A 3718-nucleotide genomic window follows, 5' to 3' on the forward strand; every position below is an offset into this window, starting at 1 on the left:
CGGGGGGGGGGGCCGCCCCGTGGGGGTGGGCGCCGTGCCGGGGGCCCACCCGGCACGGCCCCCACGCACAGGAGTCCTGGCTTCCGAAGCGGGTCGTCCAGGCGACGGCCCGGCTCGGTCCGGCTCGCGGTTCCGGCGCCGGTGCCGGACCGGTGACGGTGAGCCCCGCGGCCCGGGCATGATCCGAGAGGCACCGGCCAAGGAGCCGGTCGCTACGTCGTCAGGCCCAACTCACGGCTCAGTGTCTCCTCCACCCACTCCTGGGCCCGTGCGCGCGGCACCGCACCGGCGTACGACGTCAGCTGGACGGCGAGTCCGTCGAGGAGGGCGGTCAGACGCAGGGCCGTGCCGGCCGGGTCGGGGCAGCGGAACTCATTGGCGGCCACGCCCTCCGCGATGACCTCGACCAGGGCCGCCTTCCACTGCCGGTCGAGATCCTGGGCCACCTCTCGCAGTGCTGGATCTCGCAGCGCCGCCGCCCAGCCCTCGATCCACAGCCGCCAGCCCTTGGCCTGCCCGGTCGGGGCGTACCACCGAACGGCCGACCGCAGCCGGCGCAGCGCCGGCGAACGGCGGCCGAGCAGCTTGCGCAGATGCGCCAGGTCGCCCTCCGCCGCGTGCCGGAACGCGGCGGCGACCAGTTGCTCCTTCGACGAGAAGTGGTAGAGGACCAGCGCGTTGCTCACACCCAGCGCCGAGGCCACGTCGGCGATCCTGACCGCCGCCACACCCCTCGCCTCGATCTGCTCGATGGCGGCCCGCAGCAGATCTCCGCGGCGCTGAGCCACACTCAACCGGACTCTGGTCACGCCGTCACCCTACCCACGGCCCTGCCGTCCCTCGACGGAGCGTTTCGGCCTGCCCGGCGGGGCCCGCGACGACAGCCGTCGAGGAGACGACGGGCGTCGCACCGGAAGCCGGTCGCGGCGAGGAGGCGGTCACCTCGCCGGAAACCGGCCGAGGCGAGGAGGAGAGGTTCACTTCACCGGGGCCGGCCGCTGCGAGGAGGCGGCGGTCACCTCACCGGAACCAGCCGAACCGTTCCGCGATCAGCGGCAGCCGGTCCGTCGCGATCGCGTGGGCGGCGGTCCGCGGCGTCGTCCCGTCGGCCTGCGCGCGGGACAGCATCCGCTCGACCAGCGCCCGCATCGAGTGGCGGGTGCGGGCGAACGCCTCCTCGGCGTCGGCGCCGATGTCCCCGAACAGCGTCCACCACCACCAGGCGTTCGTGCCCGAGTTGACCACGACGTCCGGCAGCACGGTCACCCCGCGCGCGGTCAACAGCAGCTCCGCCTCCGGGAGTACGGGCATGTTGGCCGCCTCCACGACCCAGCGGGCGGTGATCCGCTCCTGGTCGGCGGTGCCGATCGCGTACGACACTGCGGCCGGAACCAGCACGTCCGCGTCCGCCGCCAGCCAGGCGTCGCCCGGCAGTTCGCGGTCGCCGGGGCGCAGCGCGGAGCGGTCCACGGTGCCGTGGGCGTCCCGGGCCGCGAGCAGCGCTTCGACGTCCAGCCCCTGCCGGTTGGCGATCGTGCCCTTGAGATCGGCGACGGCGACGACCGTGAGCCCCGCGCGCGTGAGGAAGCGCGCGGTCGCCCCGCCCATGGTGCCGAAGCCCTGGAGGGCGACCCGGGTCCCGGTCGCCGGCACACCGGCACGGTCCAGGGCGGCCAGGGTCGCCTCGGCCACACCACAGCCCCCGACCAGCTCGTCCAGGCCGATGCCGTCGACCTCGACCGCGAACGCGTCCCGGAGCCGTTGCCGGGCCTCGGCCTCGTCGTCGAGCAGGGGGTACACGGCCTGGATCGAGGAGACCAGCCCCGCCTCGGCCGCCGCCCGGTCGACCAGGTCCTGGGTGAGGCCCAGGTCCTCGCCCGTCGTCCAGCAGGTCTCTATGTACGGCCGCATCGCGCGCAGGTACCGCACCAGCAGCGGGTAGGCGCCGGGATCGCGGGGGTCGCAGTCGATGCCGCCCTTGGCACCGCCGAGCGGGACGTAGCGGCTCGCCGGGTCGTAGTGCAGGACCTCCTTGACGGTCATGCCGCGGGCCAGGCCGGTGACCTCCTCCAGCGTGCAGCCGGCGCGCATCCGCAGACCGCCGCTGGCGACCCCGCGGACCAGCCGGTCGACGACCAGGAAGCCCTGCCGTCCGGTGAGGTGATCGGTCCAGGTCAGAGACAACAGGGGGGTGGCCATCCGGGCTCCTCGGCGACGCGGGTTACTGAATCATCGGTCAGTATCGCCCCGGGTGTGCTTCCGGTGGGGCCCCTGTGGTCCGGTGTTGTCGGAGGGGCCGACCATAATGGAAAGCCTGACCGACTCCACCTGGAGGTACCGTGGCCGGTTTCCGTACCCTGAGCTCCGGGCTCCGCGCGCTGCAGCCCGGGGCGTTCGGCGCCGACCCGAGTGGTGAGCGCATGGCGCGCATCCGCAGATCGCCCCATTTCAAGGACGGGGTCTTCCAGAACCCCGGCGGCCCCGCGCGGACCCGGCCCTCCGGCTCGACCCTGGACTTCGCGAAGGTCTTCTTCGACAAGGACACCCGGCCCCGCCGTGCCCCGCGGGGCACCGTCCCGGTGCACGCCACCACCCTCGCCGACATCGCCCGGCCCCCGGCCACCGGGCTCCGGCTGACCTGGATGGGACACTCCAGCGTGCTCGCGGAGCTGGACGGCCGGCGCGTCCTGTTCGACCCGGTGTGGGGCGAGCGCTGCTCCCCCTTCTCCTTCGCGGGTCCCAGGCGGCTGCACCCCGTGCCCCTGCCGCTCGCCGCCCTCGGCCCGGTCGACGTCGTGGTCATCTCGCACGACCACTACGACCACCTGGACATGCCCACCATCAAGGCACTCGCGGGCACGGACACGCTGTTCGCCGTGCCCCTGGGTGTCGGCGCGCACCTGGAGCACTGGGGGGTGTCCGCCGGCCGGCTGCGCGAGCTGGACTGGCACGAGTCCACGAGGGTCGGCGGCCTCACCCTGACCGCCACCCCGGCCCGGCACTTCTGCGGCCGGGGACTGCGCAACACCCAGCACACCCTGTGGGCCTCCTGGGTCGTCGCCGGCGAGGAGCACCGGATCTACCACAGCGGCGACACCGGCTACTTCGACGGCTTCAAGGAGATCGGCGCCGAGCACGGGCCGTTCGACGCCACGATGATCCAGATCGGCGCGTACTCCGACTTCTGGCCCGACATCCACATGACGCCCGAGGAGGGCGTGCGCGCCCACCTCGACCTCCAGGGCGGCCCGGGGCGCGGCCCTATGCTGCCGATCCACTGGGCCACCTTCAACCTGGCGACGCACCCGTGGGCGGACCCCGGCGAGGGGACGCTCGCGGCCGCCCGCGCGGTGGGCGCCGGAATCGCCCTGCCGCGCCCGGGTCAGCCCTTCGAGCCCACCGCCGGGAACGTCCCGTCCGAGCCGTGGTGGCGCGGGGTGGCGCTCGCTCCGGCGGGTGGTTTCCCGGCCGCGGAAGCCCTCGCCGACGCCACGATCAAGACCGCCTCGGACGCGGCAGCCATGGCCCAGGCCGACACGGTGAGTGACGGTGACCGTGGGGCGGGCAAGGGCACCGAGGACCCGGAGACGCTTCCGGCGGGCTGACGCGGGGCGTACGGCAGACCGACGGCGAGGGCCGGGGGGGCGGGGGGGGCCCCGCCCCCCCCCCCCGGGGGGGGGCGGGGCGTGCCCCGGGGAGTTTAAAACAAAGACGCAGG

The 3718-nt window shown here is 74.4% G+C and carries 3 protein-coding genes; 1 reads left to right on the plus strand and 2 read right to left on the minus strand.

Translation table 11 applies throughout. The annotated features are described in order from the left end of the window. Positions 1 to 212: 212 nt before the first annotated feature. Positions 213 to 809: a TetR/AcrR family transcriptional regulator gene (locus tag ACFCXS_RS39295; protein ID WP_376648136.1), complete on the minus strand. Its 597-nt coding sequence runs from the start codon at positions 807 to 809 to the stop codon at positions 213 to 215. A gap of 211 nt (positions 810 to 1020) precedes the next feature. After that, positions 1021 to 2199, minus strand: coding sequence for a Glu/Leu/Phe/Val dehydrogenase dimerization domain-containing protein (locus ACFCXS_RS39300; RefSeq protein ID WP_376648137.1), 1179 nt, complete (start codon positions 2197 to 2199; stop codon positions 1021 to 1023). A 140-nt stretch (positions 2200 to 2339) separates the two neighbouring features. Between ACFCXS_RS39300 and ACFCXS_RS39305 the strand changes: the two genes are divergently transcribed. Then, on the plus strand, positions 2340 to 3605 hold the full coding sequence (locus tag ACFCXS_RS39305) for an MBL fold metallo-hydrolase (RefSeq protein ID WP_376648138.1): 1266 nt from the start codon (positions 2340 to 2342) through the stop codon (positions 3603 to 3605). Positions 3606 to 3718: the final 113 nt, after the last annotated feature.

Source organism: Streptomyces sp. NPDC056373 (assembly GCF_042262425.1).
Classification (GTDB): Bacteria; Actinomycetota; Actinomycetes; order Streptomycetales; family Streptomycetaceae; genus Streptomyces.

Coding starts and splice junctions, on each gene's coding strand:
- ACFCXS_RS39300 (WP_376648137.1), bottom strand. CDS start 2,199: ATGGCCACCCCCCTGTTGTCTCTGACCTGGACCGATCACCTCACCGGA.